Origin of the sequence: Paenibacillus amylolyticus (genome assembly GCF_036894225.1) — a bacterium.
GTDB lineage: Bacteria > Bacillota > Bacilli > Paenibacillales > Paenibacillaceae > Paenibacillus > Paenibacillus amylolyticus.
Genome location: NZ_CP145892.1, coordinates 3,240,934 through 3,256,185 on the forward strand (window position 1 = coordinate 3,240,934; position 15,252 = coordinate 3,256,185).

Annotated in this window: 15 protein-coding genes; 13 read left to right on the forward strand and 2 right to left on the reverse strand. The window is 44.5% G+C overall.

Features of this window, described 5'->3' with window-relative positions:
• Position 1: 1 nt before the first annotated feature.
• From V6668_RS14525 to V6668_RS14535, 3 genes are all read left to right on the forward strand, one after another.
• Complete coding sequence (locus tag V6668_RS14525; RefSeq protein ID WP_338708773.1) at positions 2-1,300, forward strand: GHKL domain-containing protein; 1,299 nt, start codon at positions 2-4, stop codon at positions 1,298-1,300.
• A 110-nt stretch (positions 1,301-1,410) separates the two neighbouring features.
• Positions 1,411-3,462, forward strand: a complete 2,052-nt coding sequence (locus tag V6668_RS14530) for a serine hydrolase domain-containing protein (protein WP_338708774.1) — start codon at positions 1,411-1,413, stop codon at positions 3,460-3,462.
• Between the two features lie 190 nt (positions 3,463-3,652).
• A complete protein-coding gene (locus tag V6668_RS14535; RefSeq protein WP_338708775.1) occupies positions 3,653-5,056 on the forward strand; it encodes a PQQ-binding-like beta-propeller repeat protein in 1,404 nt (467 codons plus the stop codon).
• Positions 5,057-5,139: 83 nt separating this feature from the next.
• On the opposite strand, the gene V6668_RS14540 is transcribed toward V6668_RS14535, so the two are convergent.
• A complete protein-coding gene (locus V6668_RS14540) occupies positions 5,140-5,298 on the reverse strand; it encodes a hypothetical protein (RefSeq protein ID WP_179086463.1) in 159 nt (52 codons plus the stop codon).
• A gap of 183 nt (positions 5,299-5,481) precedes the next feature.
• Here V6668_RS14540 and V6668_RS14545 point away from each other — a divergent pair, with 183 nt between their 5' ends.
• The 4 genes from V6668_RS14545 to V6668_RS14560 all read left to right on the forward strand — a co-directional run bounded on the left by V6668_RS14545 (position 5,482) and on the right by V6668_RS14560 (position 9,222).
• Entirely contained in the window at positions 5,482-6,135 is a 654-nt protein-coding gene (locus V6668_RS14545; protein ID WP_084650171.1) for a hypothetical protein, read from the forward strand.
• A 168-nt stretch (positions 6,136-6,303) separates the two neighbouring features.
• Positions 6,304-7,284 (forward strand): SDR family NAD(P)-dependent oxidoreductase, encoded by a 981-nt coding sequence (locus V6668_RS14550; RefSeq protein ID WP_036670846.1) that lies wholly within the window; start codon positions 6,304-6,306, stop codon positions 7,282-7,284.
• 190 nt (positions 7,285-7,474) lie between these two features.
• The gene (murB, locus tag V6668_RS14555) at positions 7,475-8,383 is read left to right on the forward strand and encodes a UDP-N-acetylmuramate dehydrogenase (protein WP_370511408.1); all 909 of its coding nucleotides are present in this window, start codon (positions 7,475-7,477) and stop codon (positions 8,381-8,383) included.
• 224 nt (positions 8,384-8,607) lie between these two features.
• Positions 8,608-9,222, forward strand: coding sequence for a hypothetical protein (locus tag V6668_RS14560; protein ID WP_338708776.1), 615 nt, complete (start codon positions 8,608-8,610; stop codon positions 9,220-9,222).
• A 93-nt stretch (positions 9,223-9,315) separates the two neighbouring features.
• Here V6668_RS14560 and V6668_RS14565 read toward each other — a convergent pair whose 3' ends face one another.
• Positions 9,316-10,101: a DUF817 domain-containing protein gene (locus V6668_RS14565; protein ID WP_100526184.1), complete on the reverse strand. Its 786-nt coding sequence runs from the start codon at positions 10,099-10,101 to the stop codon at positions 9,316-9,318.
• Positions 10,102-10,367: 266 nt separating this feature from the next.
• On the opposite strand from V6668_RS14565, the gene V6668_RS14570 reads away from it, so the two are divergent.
• The 6 genes from V6668_RS14570 (at position 10,368) to V6668_RS14595 (ending at position 15,250) form a co-directional block, all read left to right on the forward strand.
• A complete protein-coding gene (locus V6668_RS14570) occupies positions 10,368-10,712 on the forward strand; it encodes a YojF family protein (RefSeq protein WP_017688572.1) in 345 nt (114 codons plus the stop codon).
• Between the two features lie 23 nt (positions 10,713-10,735).
• Complete coding sequence (gene bshB2, locus V6668_RS14575; RefSeq protein WP_338708777.1) at positions 10,736-11,410, forward strand: bacillithiol biosynthesis deacetylase BshB2; 675 nt, start codon at positions 10,736-10,738, stop codon at positions 11,408-11,410.
• 317 nt (positions 11,411-11,727) lie between these two features.
• Complete coding sequence (locus V6668_RS14580; protein WP_338708778.1) at positions 11,728-13,116, forward strand: right-handed parallel beta-helix repeat-containing protein; 1,389 nt, start codon at positions 11,728-11,730, stop codon at positions 13,114-13,116.
• On the forward strand, positions 13,113-13,694 hold the full coding sequence (locus V6668_RS14585; RefSeq protein ID WP_051449728.1) for a nitrous oxide reductase accessory protein NosL: 582 nt from the start codon (positions 13,113-13,115) through the stop codon (positions 13,692-13,694). The genes V6668_RS14580 and V6668_RS14585 overlap by 4 nt, the downstream gene beginning before the upstream one ends.
• A gap of 28 nt (positions 13,695-13,722) precedes the next feature.
• Positions 13,723-14,544 carry an ABC transporter permease gene (locus tag V6668_RS14590; RefSeq protein WP_338708950.1) on the forward strand — a complete coding sequence of 274 codons (822 nt, stop codon included), beginning with the start codon at positions 13,723-13,725 and terminating at the stop codon, positions 14,542-14,544.
• On the forward strand, positions 14,537-15,250 hold the full coding sequence (locus V6668_RS14595; RefSeq protein WP_036670852.1) for an ABC transporter ATP-binding protein: 714 nt from the start codon (positions 14,537-14,539) through the stop codon (positions 15,248-15,250). Before V6668_RS14590 ends, V6668_RS14595 begins: the two co-directional genes overlap by 8 nt.
• Positions 15,251-15,252 lie beyond the last annotated feature (2 nt).

Genomic DNA, 15,252 nt, shown 5'->3' on the forward strand with positions numbered 1-15,252 from the left:
TATGGGTACCTATATGATCTTTTCCATCATTTTTGTGACCTTACTTATGGCATTTCAGGCGAATTTTTATTTTGATTCTGTGTTGGGCAAGTCCAGGCGTAAGCCGCGCAGAGCGATCTATTTCATGGTATTTGTCATGTTGGGTTATTTTTATTTGGTCTCTTCCTTCTCTGATATCGTTTCTACTGCTGTTGCTCTGCTGTTAATCTTCAGTCTGGCACAGTCCTATGAGGTGGAGTTCAAAATCAAGCTTGTTTTTACCATCCTGTATGCGGTTCTGATTACAATGGCAAATACGATAGCTGTATATATTCTCGGAGTTTTGGAATCCACAGAATTCATCTCATGGGAACAGTTCAACGGAGAAAACCACTGGATTCTCTCCAAAGTGATGCTGGTTGGTTGCAGTATCATGTTCATTGTTATTCAAATTGTGCGTCTAGTGGCCAAACGCAGAAGTTTTGCCGTGCATTATCGTTATTATTTGCTGTTTCTCATCGTACCCATTATTACGATCTATCAGATCAATGTGGCCTCCATATATAGTGAAAAAAACATATTCTACGTCTTTTCCGTACTAGGCTCTCTATTTCTCAACGTGTTCATTGTTTATGTATTCGATAATATGGTGGAAAAGGTACAGCTTGCGCATGAAAATACCCAGTTACAGCGTCAGATGGACTACCAGGATGCCAACTATGAGAAGACCGTTCACAGTTTCAAAAACATTAAATCCATCATCCATGATATCAATCAGCAATTTCTGTATATTGATGAATGTATCCAGCGTAACGAACTGGCAGCGGCAGGTGACCATATCAAGTCAACATTAAATACCATTGAAGGTGCGTACCAGCGGGTGAACTCCGGTAATCTGGTCATTGATGCACTCGTTACAAATACCTTGGCTATGGGGCAGGCAAACGGGATCAAAATCGACACCAAAGTCCAGCTCCACTCGCAACATATCCAGATCGATCGATATGATCTGTGTGTGGTGCTTGGTAACATGCTTGATAACGCAATTGAGGCCTCCAAGAAAGTTAGACAGGCCGAAGATCGATACATCCTCATTGCCATTCACTCCACATCATCTACACTGGTCATCCAGATTATGAATCATGTGGAGCAACCAATCGTTGACTTGAAAAGTGACAAGCCCAATCCGGAGTACCATGGGATCGGTCTAACCAATATATCGCGAATGTGCGAGAAATATGGTGGACATATGAGTATTGAGCATCAGCATCGGAAATTTAACAACATGGTCGTGCTTCCGTTCCACACCGACAACCCCTGAACCTGCCGTTCAGGGGTTGTTTTTTTCCATTCAGGGTCCGTTTTCGTTTGATCAGTCTCTTCCCGGATATGATGAATTCATTCATAAGAACATTTGAGGGAGGACATAGGATGAAGAAACTAATTAGTCTTTTATGTACAGCGGTGCTTGTAATTACACCGCTGGCAGATGTCAGAGCAGAGGCGAATAACAGCGGTACGATTGAGGCACGGGCGGAGCAGATCGCCAAGGAGATGGTGCAAAACTACGGTGTCACCAGTGTGCAATATGCGATCATGGATGAAGGGGAATATATTTTATCAGATAGTGTCGGATTGCACGAGAAGGCATCACAGAAGCCAATAGACAAGGATAGCATGTATGGCATAGGCTCGGTTAGCAAAATGGTTGTTACGGCAGCCGCCATGAAGCTGGTTGATTCCGGTAAAATAGATCTGGATGAGCCGCTTACTTCGTATATCAAGGACTTTAAAATGGCAGATGCGCGCTATACTCAAATCACACCGCGCATGTTGATGAATCATTCATCCGGTCTTTACGGTACACATTATGGAAACAGCATGTTGTTTGAAGATAATGACACCCGCAATCATGATGAGTTATTGCTCAAACTTCAGTCCGAAAAACTGAAATCCAAACCTGGTGCATACTCCGTCTACGCCAATGACGGTTTTCAATTGCTTGAAATCCTGGTTGAACGGGTGAGTGGATTAAGCTACAGCGAATATATCGCCAAGTTCATCAGCGAGCCGTTGAAGTTGGAATCAACGAAGACACCACTAGATTCCTTTGACAGAGCGCAATTATCCGAAACCTATTGGCCTACACTTGAGATGAAGATGCCTACCGAAAATGCAAACATTATCGGCACAGGCGGAGTGTACTCTACCGCAGAAGAATTGAGTCAATTCGGAGAGGTTTTAATGGGGAACAGACCGGATATTCTGTCCGAATCTGCTGTGAAGGCCATGCAATCTCATGAATATCGTAAGGGCATATGGGTATCTGATGAGCAAAATACGATCAATTATGGCTTGGGATGGGATTCGGTTGATCTTGCACCTTTCAGCGATTATGGGGTTACCGCGCTTGCCAAAGGCGGGGATACCATGTTGTACCATGCCGTGTTAATCACTATACCCGAACATGATATTTCAATGGCGGTTCTATCATCTGGCGGATCTTCCATCTACAATCAGATGTTTGCCAGCAAAGTGCTGCTGGAAGTTCTGGCGGATCAAGGCATCATTGACAAGGTTAAACCCGATCAGACCTTCTCGTCACCCGACAAAGTGAAGATGCCAACAGAATTAAGCGCGTACTCCGGTCTCTATGGTACGGTAGGAGAGACATTGGATATAACGATTAAGGATGGTGAGATGCAACTGCCAGCCTTGTTGGGTGGAATTATTCCAGAGCAGAAATATGTGTACACAGGCGACAAACATTTTACAAGTGCGGATGGCAGTGTGAAAGCTAGTTTTGTGAAGGAACGTAATGACAAGGTATATGTTAAAGTTCAGGGTATGATTACGTTACCCGGCATAGGCCAAACGGTAATGAACACGTATGATTATCAAAAACTGGATCATAATGCGCTTGACGCAGCAACGAAAGAGAAATGGACAGCTCGTGACGGCTCGAAATATTACGCGTTGGATGAAAAAATAACGTCGATCTTTTATCTGCTTCCATCGATGCTGATCAAGAACCTGTCTGTTGATGCCGGACATGGTTACGCCAATGGCACGCAAATCATGGATGCCAATCATGCAGAGAATATCGCCGAGATTCCTGTAATGAACGGAAGAGACGCGTTTGATCTGCAATTTTACACAAAGAATGGCGCCGAGATTTTGCTCCAGGATGGGCAGGAATACATTGCCGAGGAGGCGATTACTCCAATCTTTGGTGGAAAAAAAGGAGTTACGACTATTCCGGCAAACGGTCAAGCCCGGTGGTATGCGATCGACGCCCGATCGGGTAACAAATCCATCACGGTGGATTCTCCCAAGACCGGAGGTTATGCAGTGTATAATGATAAAGGGGAAATGGTTGACTTCTCTGTAGCAACCAATCAGGAATCGACGAAACTCCCGAAAAGTGGTTTTATCGTTTTTGGTGGGGACTCCGGTGATGTATTCCAGATTCAACTAAAGTAAAGTAGAAACTTCATTAATGAGTCACGTTCGCAACTTATCTCCGAAAAAATACAGTTATCAAGAAGTCGCCTAGTAGCGGCTTTTTTGATATTTTCTTTGAATAATTTAACAATCCGGTAACTATTTGGACCCATCACACGTTATGTTTATGTAGTTATATCTCAGGATTTTAATAACAGGAGGATTTACCATGGTCAATATACATAAACGTCAAATGAATAAGGAATGGAAAAGAAAAGCAGGAAAACCCATCATTGCAGGCATTACTGCCGGAATGTTGATGGTTCACGGCGTTATCGGCGTGTTGCCATCGCAGGCACATGCTGAAGCATCGGATGTATCCATCCGTAACTGGTATTCGTATCAACGAATCACTGTACCTGAACTGAAACCTTCTTGGACAGCGAAAGTAGATAACTATCTGAATATGAACGAGACTTATGTTGGAGTTAATGCGATCGCAGAAGAAGGAAAAGTATTCACGTTTGCTGGATCGAAGCTGATTGCACTTGATGCGACAACAGGTAAACGGTTGTGGACTTACGGCAAAGAACTGACTCCTTATATTACCTATCAAAGCGGGATTCTCTACGGACTGACCATTGATCACAAGCCATATGCCTTGAATGCGAAGACAGGCAAAGCAAAATGGCAGTCAGGTACATCCACCTGGATTGATACGTATAACCGTACGGAAGCTCTGATTCCAACGGTGGATACCCTCTACGTGATTAAGGGGAGTACAACGTTTGCACTGGATATCCAGTCAGGCAAACTGCGCTGGGAAGCAGATGAACCATTAGGTGAAGGTAATGGTACTGAGTATCTGAGAGAATCTAATGGTGTGGTGCTGAGAACCTTTTTTGTCCAAGGGGCACTTACATCCTTACAGCTTAATGCATATGACAAGAAAACGGGCAAGAAGCTATGGGGTCATTTTGGTCAGGGGGAAGCTATTCAGATCAAAGACGGTCTTGTATACTCAGCGGACTACTATTCTTCGATTTTGGAAAATGACGAGTCTTCACCAGAACGTAAATGGAAAGTGAATGTGTACAATCTGAAGACCGGTGTGTTAAAAGGAAGTCAGGAGTATAAGTGGACCATGCCGGGGGATCCACCGTATGTGAATGGGTATGGAGGGATATTTTCCAATAAAGACAAACTATACATTCTACAAGGGGATGCGATAGCGGAGTATCCGTTGACCTCAAGCAATCCGGGAACCGCACCACTTCGAACTTTTCACCGTCCTTACGGCGAAAATATGATATGGCTTGGCGTTACACAGGAAAGGTTGATCTTCAAAAACGGTTACACGGGAGAACTTACAGGCATCAAGCTGGCTAATGGTCAGGAGGTTCAGTGGCATGGTGATGCCCCCGTTTCTCAGATTGATGTTTACGGCAAAGGGATGTATCGAGCACAACGTAACGGCACACTGCTTGTCCTCAACATGATGTCGGGTCAGTCGGTCTTCCGCGTCTCCACCGGTGGAGATCTGCATAACACGACGTTAAAGACAAACGGAATGATCATCATCCAAACCGAAGGCAAACTTCTCGGCGTTAAGCTGCCAGCATCGCTGAAATAAGTGATTTACCTGCATATGCCGCTAAACGAAAATCATGTGAGAAGACCGGATCATGGCATAGCTGCCCATAATCCGGTCTTTTTTTATTTTTGCGCATAAAACACCGCAAAGTCCAAGTATTTGTACATGCAATCTGCCACGCGAAACCCCGCTTCCTCCAACCACACCAATTGATCCTCCAGCGTGGCATTGATATCCACCTTGCGTCTTTCTATTGAAGCCGAGATGGCTTCCTCAGACAAACCACTTTGATGAATCGCTTCTAACCAGCGCTGACGGTCATAGGTGTCCGTATCGGGGGTTCTTCCCTGACCCTAGGGAAATAGCGATTATGGATAAACTCATAGGTTGGACCTATGGATTCCGAGTCTCTGCCATGGGTAATAACATGTAAGCGCAGAATATAGACAGGGGGAATGAACCTGATGTTTCAACCACGTTTTATTATGATGAGTATCTCCTTAATCGTTATAGTTCTAACACTTGCAGCTTGCTCTGGTAGTAATGAACCTTTGCCTAGCCCTCAACCATCAATGCCAGTAGGTGAACCTGCTCCAGCACCTTCAACAGAAAATGAACAACCATCTGAAACAGAAGAAGCAAATGAAACGGAGCGTCCACTGACCGCAAGTTTTGAAATGTTGACCGCAGATGGCAATCAATCACTAGAGGCGACCTTGCAACAAGGAGAAGGATTTTCCTTGTACGTATTCGAGAAATTCACATTTGATGCTGCTCAAGGCCGTCTGTCACTGACTAGTAACGCTGACTATTATGTGGATATTGAACCACTGCCTTCGGATTATAATCTGGCAGAACTGGAGACAGCAGGTAAAGAAGAATTAGTAAAAGCCGGTAAGGTATCTGATTATAGTGGAGAACTGGTAGAACACCCGCTTGGTCATGCCAAGCTTTATCTTCAGGCCTCTGGTGAAGAAGGCATTAGCGATTATATGGTCTGGAAATCAGAAGAAGAGGAAGCATTTCTATTCCGTCTTCATAATCCAAAAGGAGAAGAGGCCTCTGATTTCGCCAGTCCGGTCCTTGTTTCGTTATCCACCGTTCAGGGTGATTCGTAACGTGGATGACTATAATCATTTCAACGAAAGTCGCCAACTGGCGGCTTTTTTACGTTTACAGATTGTACGGAGAAGTTGCAGGTGATGTATTCACTTCCATTTGACTTAGAGTACGCTCTAGGGTGTAGACTTTGAAGAAGTAGAAATATTACTAAGGAGATGAACAGAATGACACAGGAAAATAATACTAGAACTTTACAACATAAAATGGACTCTGGCTTCAACCATAATAGTACAGCGGAGGATGTATTGAGGGAACTGGACTTGTCAGGACAGCTTGCTATTGTAACGGGTGGATATTCCGGCCTGGGGTTGGAGACGACACGTGCGCTTGTGAAAGCGGGAGCCCGTGTAGTGGTGACTGCGCGTCGTCCAGCGGTTGCGAAGGAAGCACTTTCGGGTCTGGAAGGTGTTGAAATAGATGAATTGGACCTTGCTGATTTATCCAGCGTTCGTGCTTTTGCCGAGCGGTTTCTGGCGAGTGATCGGAACATTGACATGCTGATTCTTAATGCGGGCATCATGGCTTGCCCGGAGACGCGGGTTGGTCCTGGCTGGGAAGCTCAATTTGCAACCAATCATCTGGGCCACTTTGCCCTGACTAATCTGTTATGGCCTGCACTCGCAAGTCAGGGGGGAGCACGTGTTGTTTCCTTGGCATCAGCGGGACATCATTTCTCACCGATTCGTTGGGATGACATCCAATTTGAACATGGCTATGAGAAATTCCCTGCATATGGACAGTCCAAAACAGCAACAATTTTATTCAGCGTTGAGCTGGATCGTCGAGGTGCAGAGCACGGCGTACGGGCTTTCTCAGTTCATCCAGGCGGAATTATGACACCACTACAGCGTCATATGCCAAAAGAGGAAATGATTGCTCTGGGCTGGATTGATGAATCTGGACAAGTGGCCAACCCTGCGTTCAAAACACCTGAGCAGGGGGCAGCGACGCAAGTCTGGGCAGCAACTTCTCCTCAACTTGAGGGAAAAGGCGGTGTCTACTGTGAGGATTGTGACATCAGTGAAATGGCTCCAGAGGATGGAGGTTTCTATGGGGTCAAGAAGTATGCCATCGACCCTGAGCAAGCTATTCGTTTATGGGAGCTATCAGCCAAGCTGACTCAAACAGACATAGAACTCTCATAATCATAATCATGTAGTTGTGGCAACAGAGCAACAGCTCGCTTCCATGCAGGAACTCACGAAAAGTTCAAAATCTAAAGAGAATGTGATTAATTATAATGAAAACAACATAATTTCAAACAAAATCTCCTATTTAGCATATAATAAAGAAGGAGCATCTCATTTTCGCGATGGTGCAATCATTTCTTTATGAATTCAGGGAGAGAAAATCATGAATATTTTTGAGCATCAGATACCTTTGGAAAAAGTGAAATTCAATGAACCACTAAAAAATCACACGTTTATTAAAATAGGTGGCAACGCAGATATTCTCATCCATCCAACAACGATAGACGAAATCACTAAAATCGTGGAAATTGCCAACTTACATCAGTTACCTCTGACGGTCATTGGAAAAGGCTCAAACGTCATTATTAAAGACGGGGGCATCCGGGGAGTAACGATTTCTCTTAGCCACTTCGATCAAATTAAAGTGAATGAGGACAGCATGATTGCGCAAAGCGGCGTAGATATCATTGATGTATCCAGACTTGCTTTGGAGCATAGCTTGACCGGTTTGGAGTTTGCTTGTGGTATTCCCGGCAGCACGGGGGGCGCACTTTACATGAATGCGGGTGCTTATGGCGGTCAGATCGCCGATGTTGTTGAACGTGCGACTGTGATCACCAAAGACGGCGCAGTGTTGGAAATCCCGCGAGAAGAGATGAAGTTTGGTTATCGAAATAGTCTCTTCAAGATGGATCACTATATCATACTGGAGGCCGAATTCGGGCTCAAAAAAGGAAACAAGGAAGATATTGCAAGCAAAATGAAGGAATTAACGTTCCTGAGAGAATCCAAGCAGCCGCTTGAATTCCCCTCTTGTGGAAGTGTATTTAAACGACCCGAGGGACATTTTGCCGGTAAACTGATCCAGGATTGTAACTTGCAGGGCACTCGCATCGGAGGTGCTGAAATCTCCATGAAGCATGCAGGTTTTATCGTAAATGTGGATCACGCTACTGCCCAGGATTATATGGATCTGATCCAATTTATTCAGAAGAAAGTATATGATACGTTCCAAGTTGAATTGGAAACCGAAGTAATCTTTCTGGGAGAATAGGTTCGATGAATGACTTGAAAGGTCGCCAATGGCGGCCTTTTTTGATTGTCCGAATTATACTTAACAAGAACTCATATGCTAATTATGGTAATATAAGAGTGATTATATTTAATATTTCATCGTTATCATAAGGAGTGTACATGGAGATAATCAAGCGTAACAGGAGAATTCTGCTAATCACTGCAATGGTAATTTTACTATCGCCCCTGTCAATCTTGGCATATATGTATATGAATGAACGAGCTGGCGGGCTAGCCGATCAACGGATATCCAAAGTTTGGGGATTGAATGAACCTATACATATTCCTATAGCGAACAGTCCTCAAGGGGCCGTTCAAGAATTTAGAGGTGAATCTTATACCTCCCAATTCATTCATCAGGAGGCTGTGGACGGGGGCATGATTTTGTTTACGCACAAAAAGGGTCGGGAAAACAACAGTAATCTTCAGATGGAGTATACCCGCAAGAACATTTTCGGATGGAAATGGGTATGGGGTGGAGGATATTCCATTAATGAATCAGTTGAATCCAAGTTTGCGTTGAATTATATGAGCATACCGAAATTGGAAAAAATATCGGCCCCGTTTCCGATGTTATTTGGTGACATTATAGACTCCACTATCAAACGTGTAACTGTTGAAATCAAGCAAAATGGAAAGCCCGCCACTTTCGATGTGAAGCTGGTTGATGCAGGTGAGAACCAACAAATCTGGTACGCATTCCTGCCTTCATCAGCGAATCCTCCTTATACGATCAAAGCATACGATGAAAAGGAGAGCCTCTTAATCAACAAAGACATTGAAGAGGCAGATGGCTTTGGCTCATTATTTATTGAATAATCTCAAATAGAACTCCAGTAAAAAACAGCGGCATTCGAAGACTTTAGGTACGAGTCTAAGATTGTTGCTGTTTTACGGTTAGAGAATAAATAGTTACCTGGACTTTGAATCATCTGCGGTTCGATTGGCCTTCACATATTTGAGCTGCGCAACGATGATGACACTGATGATGACCAGCAGGAACCACGAACTAATTTTGCTAAAGCTAACCAGTTGCCAGGCATCATGCTGATCAGGATATTTCCAGGCATTGAAAAATGTAGCGACGTTCTCAGCAGTCCAAATGAAGAATCCGACAATGATAAAAGCAAGCGATAAGGGCATTCGATAGGTCGTTGCTCGTACCCGGTAAATAATCCAGGTTTTCCAGAAGACAATAAATACAAGCGCCGTCAGCCACCAGCGAAAATCGGGCATAAAATGATGAGTGAAAAAGTTAATATAGATGGCTGCTCCGAGCAGCATCGAAGGTGCAAAACCAGGCCATCCGGTCATGTCCATCCGCAGTCTTCGCCACACCTGACACATAAAACTGGCTACACTTGCATACATGAATCCACTATAAAGAGGGACACCCAGGATTTTGCTGTATGCTTGCTCAGGGTATGACCATGATCCCATCCATACTTTATAGATTTCTAGCACCAGGCCAATAATGTGAAATACACAGATGACCTTGATTTCATCCTTGGTTTCCAAGCCGCTTCGATACATCAGGTACTGCACAGCAAGCAATACGAGCAGAATGGCATCATATCGATGAAGGAAAGGAATAGGAATTACGCTGGACAGGGCCAGTGTTCCAAAGATCGCTACGGGAAATATGCAGCTCATGGCCTGATGATAGCCAAAATGAAGTAGTTGTATTAGAGATTTCAAGTCGAGTTAAACTCCTTTCCAAACATGTTGGAGCAAGATTCATTTAAAATTTAAGGTTCTTCATCACGGGCGTTTTTGCCTACACTTCATAATATAGATATGATCCATGAATAAAAAGAGAAAAAACCACGCAAATCTGTTCTTGTTTTCAAACTTGAATCATCATGAGAACGCTCTATAATAGGCGACAGGGTCACTCCATGTATATTCTCTTCTGGTTATGTTAAAATGAAGTTCGTACAATTACATTAGACAAGGAGGCCGCTATGCAACCAATTAAACCTCAAGATATTCAGCTCCGGATCAATAATCTTGCTGATCAGGACTTATACGTACATCTAGAACTTACGTCAGGTGCTTACGCACAACACATGGACAGTACAAAACATCCAGCATCGGCATTCATTACTAATGCGGCCATACGATATACGCAGGGGTCCATTTCAGGTACAGGTCCATACCGTGTTGGTCTGAAAACAACGCAGGGATGGCTTTACGCTGAAGGACTTACACATATTGATGAGCAGGAACAAGAAAGACTGATTCTCGCCGGTCACGACAGCCAGGGTAAACTAGTTGTGGCGTTACAATTAAGCCGAGAAATGTTCTGATGAAAGCGGAGGATTGAATAACCATGAATACTACACACAACGAGCATGAGCGCATCTTGGTGGTATATCCACATCCAGATGATGAAGCTTTCTCTGTATCGGGAACGTTAGCCAAATACATAGATGGCGGTGCCCATGTAACCTATGCTTGTCTAACACTTGGCGAGATGGGGCGCAATATGGGGATTCCTCCATTTGCCAACCGAGTGACGTTGCCTGCCATCCGTAAACAGGAACTCATTGAAGCTTCTGAAGCGATTGGTATTCAGGACCTGAGAATGCTGGGTTTCCACGATAAAATGCTGGAGTTCGAAGACCCACAGTTACTGGAAGATACCATCATGTCGCTACTTAAAGAGTTGAACCCTACGCTGGTCATTACGTTCTATCCGGGTTACAGTGTTCATCCCGATCATGATGCAACGGGAGCCGCTGTTATACGTACAATCACTAAACTTCCTGTGGATGAACGTCCGATTGTTCACTGCGTTGCGTTCGCTAATAATCAGGAACAGTACATTGGCAAACCGGATGTATTTGTTGACGTATCCGAATTTTTGGATCGAAAAATGGCGTCCATTCGTGCCCATCGTTCACAATTCCAGGCAGCAGAGCTTGTAGGGAATCGTGAGCTGAATAATGAAGAAATCAAGAAACGTTTTGGCAGAGAAACATTTTGGACCTATCCATTTGAATAATATATTACTTAGAAGTCGCCTATATGGCGGCTTTTTTTGATTTACATCACAATATCGACACAAAAATGTTGCGTCTATAGCCTAATTGAGCTATATGGAATAAATATCATTTTAAGTACACTATGATCAGGATTGTGATAACGCTTCATTTATTACGTTGCTTCAATGGATGAGGAACATGGAGAGTTGATTTTAAGTGGAATGGAGGGATGGTGTGTACAACCAACGTATATTTTGGACTAATGTAAGACCCGTTGAATACATTGCCACAGCAATAAGCAACTGTAACAAGAAGCCGGAATTGCGCGGTTTGAATCATGAGTAATCCTTGGGCAGGCTTGGGTGCATTCAACAGTTGTAAGAAGAGTCGGGTTACAGGTTTAATTTTTCTAATCGGAATGATGATGCTCCTGCTATCCCTTCCGCACGGTGCAGTCATGGCCTCTTCCGGACATCGTGAGCTCATTCCCCTTCAGCCTATGATTGACCGTTCTGCACCTGGAGAAGTCATTGAACTTGCATCAGGTCGTTATTCTGGACCCGTGACGATTGACAAAAACATCACCATTCAGGGTGATCCTACGGTCATAGTTGTTAATACGGAAGCCACCTCTACGATAATGATTCACTCGGATGGGGTGAAACTGAGCGGTTTTACAATTGAACATGATACGAATGAACAGACTGCAGCGATTCAGGTTGAAGGGAAAAACAGTGAAATCACAGATCTGCACATTGAGACCCAAGGGTATGGGATGATCATCCGGAATTCGAGTCAGGCAACGATTCAGCGGAACAACATTACGTGGGCCGGGTCTGATTCTGCTTCCAGTGGCCAGAAGGGCAATGGCATTGATCTGTACAACTCCCATGATAGCTTCATTGAAGCCAATGAGATCATCGGCATGAGGGATGGAATCTATCTGGAGAACAGTCGCAAGTCTACTGTGCAAAATAACAGGCTGTTACATACAAGGTACGGCATCCACTGTATGTACATTGACGGCTCTTCTGTCATGGACAATACCGGAGAGGAGAACATGACAGGTGCCATGATTATGGGCGTCAAGAATACGGTCATATCGGGCAATTCTTTTCGCAAACAGAGTACCAATGTTCACTCCCAAGGGATTTTGTTGTATGACGTGCATCAATCCTCAATTCACAACAATGTGGTGGAGGGTAATCGTGTCGGCATGAATATAGCAGAGTCATCGGGCAATGAGATCCATGGCAATGCGGTGCTTCGGAATTTTGTTGGCATACAGCTTGTTCTGGCAGAAGCTAATGAGTTTACACGCAACCAATTGGTGTCTAATGTCATTGAAGCTTCGGCACTGGATAGCCCGAATAATGTCCTGATGGAGAACTACTGGGACTCTTTTCAGGGGCTCGATCTGAATCGGGATGGGATCAGTGAAATCTCCTATGCAATTAATCCTTTTTATGAGCAACTGGTCAGTCGAAATTCAGCCTATCAGCTCTTTTTCCAATCACCGGGTATGGTCTTTCTGAGTGAGTTGTTTACAGAAGGCAGAGAACAATGGACTACCGACAAATCGCCACGAATGAGCATGGATACGGAATCTGATCTGCACATGTCAGTAGAAAGTGCTACAGATTCCAATGTGGTGTGGTTGTTCGGGTTAATTCTGTTGGGTATGGCAACTTTTATAATCATCTATATGGGGGTATTACGAAAATGAACAAAAGTTTGAACAGAAGATGGTCCATGGTTATGGTACTTATGTTTGGCATGGTGCTGTTAACCGCTTGCGGAACAAAATACGCGGCATTGCCGATCAATGAAGACGTGGATATCTGTGCGATCTGTAAAATGCAGGTGAAGGACGATGCATATGCAACACAGCTCACTACGAAAGACGGCCAAAATTACAAGTTCGATGACATCGGTTGCATGAACCAGTGGAAAACAGAAAATGGCACAGATAACATCGGCATGGACTATGTACGTGATTACAATGACAAGGAATGGATTGAATACAGCAAAGCCACGTATGTATACGACGCTTCATTGCGTACGCCTATGGCCTATGGAATTCTTAACTTTAAGGACAAGCCCTCGGCTGAAGCTTTCATTGCAGAGCAAGGTGTTGGAACCATTATGACCGCTGAGGATCTTGCCTCTCATGACTGGAAACAGAACACAGAGAATATGGACATGATGGGTGAACATGGGCATGATGAGCACGGACATGGTGAAGAAGGAGACGGTAATGAGATGCATCAGGAAGGTGAGATGAAAGAAGAGTCAGGCCACTAAGTATGACAATAGAAAATGGTGATCAATGATGTCAGATATGATACAGATTGCAAGACGAGAAGTGAAAATGGGATTTCGCAATCCTTGGGCGTATTCGTTTCTGATCCTTTTTTGTACCTTTAGCTTAAGCTTGTTACTTCTGAATTCGCAGAATCTGGTCGAAGGGTATTCGGGCACCACAGGTTCCATGTTGAATCTCATTCTCTACCTCTTACCATTAATGACACTGTTCCTCGGTTCCTTCTCACTAACATCCGAAAAGGAAGACGGTAGCTGGCAGCTGCTGTCCACGTATCCCATCGGCACGATGTCTTTTATTGTTGGGAAGTATCTTGGGCTGTCGATTGTTTTAATTACCATTGTTGCATTTGGATACGGCCTGATGGGGGTCATTAGCGGAGTAATCGGGAATCCACTGGATGCCGTGACATATCTTCTTTTTCTGGTATTTTCCTGTGGACTGGTGTTGTTATTCCTGACGTTGGCGCTATTTATCGGTTCGTTGTCGCGCAATCGGTGGCAGGCTTTAACCATATCCGTGACCGTATGGTTCTTCGCTGTCATTGGATGGCCGACGTTATTGCTCTCTGTGCTGGGACTGATGCCTTATCTATGGGTGAAACCTCTGCTGATTATGCTAACACTCATCAATCCGGCCGAGCTGGTGCGATTGTTTGTAGTCATCAAACTGGGAGGCGGCTCCATTCTTGGACCAGAATATTATCGATGGGTGGAGTGGGTGCAGCAACCAAGTGGCAGTTGGATCTTCATCGGGATATGCCTATTCTGGATTGCCTTCTCTGTCCTGGCGGTATATGCGATCTGGGAGAGGGGGCGTTCTCATGGATAAGGTGGGACTCGAAGTGATGGGATTGTGCAAATCCATTAAAAAGCAACCAATTGTTGAGGATATCTCCTTTCGCATTACTTCAGGCCAAGTGCTTGCCCTCTGTGGAGGGAATGGTGCAGGAAAGAGCACGGTGCTGCGTATGATCGCAGGAATTCTTCGGCCTACCTCCGGTGAGGTTGCGGTGAACAATGTGCGATGGTTGAAGGAGCGCAAGCGTTATTCAGAGCAGATTGGATATATGCCGGACGATTATCAATTTAATCAAGGACTGAGTGCGGAGGAAATGCTTCTGTTCTGGGCTTCTCTGAGGAAAGTTCCCAAGGAGAGAGTACAGGAAGTACTGACCATGGTAGGTTTGGAGGATCAAAAGAAAAACCGGGTTACGACCTTCTCCAAAGGCATGCGCCAACGTGTGTTATTCGCCCAGGCTGTGCTGTCGAAACCTCCACTGCTCATCATGGATGAGCCAACGAATGGATTGGACCCATTCTGGATGCAGGAATTAACTCAGCTGCTCAAGGGCATCAAACAGGAAGGCCACATGGTCGTGTTCTCGACCCATCAGCTGGAGATCGCAGACGACATTGCGGATCAGGTGATATTCATGAATCATGGACGTAATGTTGGAGAGGGCTCTACTCACGACTTTTGTGATCAATTCGGTTCGCTCCATGCAGCATTCCATCAAAGTCTTGGTTTAAAGTGAAG

Coding starts and splice junctions, on each gene's coding strand:
- V6668_RS14525 (WP_338708773.1), top strand. CDS start 2: ATGGGTACCTATATGATCTTTTCCATCATTTTTGTGACCTTACTTATG.
- V6668_RS14590 (WP_338708950.1), top strand. CDS start 13,723: ATGTCAGATATGATACAGATTGCAAGACGAGAAGTGAAAATGGGATTT.
- V6668_RS14535 (WP_338708775.1), top strand. CDS start 3,653: ATGGTCAATATACATAAACGTCAAATGAATAAGGAATGGAAAAGAAAA.
- V6668_RS14595 (WP_036670852.1), top strand. CDS start 14,537: ATGGATAAGGTGGGACTCGAAGTGATGGGATTGTGCAAATCCATTAAA.
- V6668_RS14560 (WP_338708776.1), top strand. CDS start 8,608: ATGTATATGAATGAACGAGCTGGCGGGCTAGCCGATCAACGGATATCC.
- V6668_RS14585 (WP_051449728.1), top strand. CDS start 13,113: ATGAACAAAAGTTTGAACAGAAGATGGTCCATGGTTATGGTACTTATG.
- V6668_RS14545 (WP_084650171.1), top strand. CDS start 5,482: ATGTTTCAACCACGTTTTATTATGATGAGTATCTCCTTAATCGTTATA.
- V6668_RS14570 (WP_017688572.1), top strand. CDS start 10,368: ATGCAACCAATTAAACCTCAAGATATTCAGCTCCGGATCAATAATCTT.
- V6668_RS14530 (WP_338708774.1), top strand. CDS start 1,411: ATGAAGAAACTAATTAGTCTTTTATGTACAGCGGTGCTTGTAATTACA.
- V6668_RS14580 (WP_338708778.1), top strand. CDS start 11,728: ATGAGTAATCCTTGGGCAGGCTTGGGTGCATTCAACAGTTGTAAGAAG.
- V6668_RS14550 (WP_036670846.1), top strand. CDS start 6,304: ATGACACAGGAAAATAATACTAGAACTTTACAACATAAAATGGACTCT.
- bshB2 (WP_338708777.1), top strand. CDS start 10,736: ATGAATACTACACACAACGAGCATGAGCGCATCTTGGTGGTATATCCA.